This window comes from Sinomicrobium pectinilyticum (genome assembly GCF_003725735.1).
Classification (GTDB): domain Bacteria; phylum Bacteroidota; class Bacteroidia; order Flavobacteriales; family Flavobacteriaceae; genus Sinomicrobium; species Sinomicrobium pectinilyticum.
This window is the reverse complement of record NZ_RJTM01000227.1, coordinates 1-1,101: the sequence shown is the minus strand read 5'-3', so window position 1 is coordinate 1,101 and position 1,101 is coordinate 1. Positions and strand designations below refer to the sequence as shown.

At 36.6% G+C, this 1,101-nt stretch carries 1 protein-coding gene; it reads left to right on the top strand.

All coding sequences use genetic code 11. The annotated features are described in order from the left end of the window. The coding region (locus tag ED312_RS24055) for a tetratricopeptide repeat protein (protein WP_170164619.1) at positions 1–1,101 on the top strand (1,101 nt) is incomplete at both ends.

Genomic DNA, 1,101 nt, shown 5'->3' with positions numbered 1-1,101 from the left:
AAGACACCCTCCTCCATAAAAGCTATGACGATCTCAACACCCTGTTTTACCAATGGCTACCTAAAGATACTCTTACGGCTAAAACTATTGTTAACGCCTATATTGAAAAAGCCAAGGGAGAAAAAGATTCTATAGAAGCCGCAAACGGATACTATTATTACGCCACAAGCTTCGGGGCAAAGAGAGGTTTACAGTATGCAGATACTATTATTAAGCTGACACAAAACTCAAAAGATAAATTTTATCCTGCCGTAGGTTATTTATTAAAAGGGTATTGGTACTACTATTTGGACGATTATAAAAAAACCATGGAATACTATCTTATCGGTTATAACTATGCCGTGGAAAGAGATAATATTAAAATGCTGGTAGATATTCAGCCCAGGATTGCATTTCTAAAAAGCAGGATTGGTGATTATAAGGGAGCTGTAGAAATGAATAAAAATTACTTACATGCAATAGAAAATCAACCAATATACCGGGAGGAATACAGTTATAGCCCTAATCATGGAAACAAGTATGAGAGCATGCATCTTTCTGCAATCAGTGATCTGGCCTATAATTATCTTCATTTAAAAGAGTTAGACTCTTCTCAAAAATATTTCAAATATGGTATTCATAAAAGTTTGGAGTATAAAAATTCCGCGTCTTACTACAGAATGGTTTGCAACAGTGGTAAACTGGAATTCTATAAGGGTAATTTTCAAGACGCTCTCGATAGCCTGGATAAAGCTATTCCTTATATCAAAGAGAAATACAATATTGCTTTAGCACAATATTACCGGGGGAAATCCTTCCAAGCTTTGGGTAGAAATGAAAAAGCAACATCTGTATTTCTCAAGACAGACTCCCTGATTACTAAAATCAGTGCCGTGATTCCTGAATTCAGAGATGCTTACGAATATCTTACAGCCTATTATAATGATCGTCAAGAAAGAGATAGCCAGCTTATATATATCGATAAACTCCTGGAATTAGATAGCGTGTTGTTGGAAGAACGAGTAATCGGCGGAGAAATAGCCCGGAAATACGATACCCCCGAACTCCTGAGGCAAAAGGAAACCATTATCCGGAACCTGGAAAACCGTCATAAAAAGAACA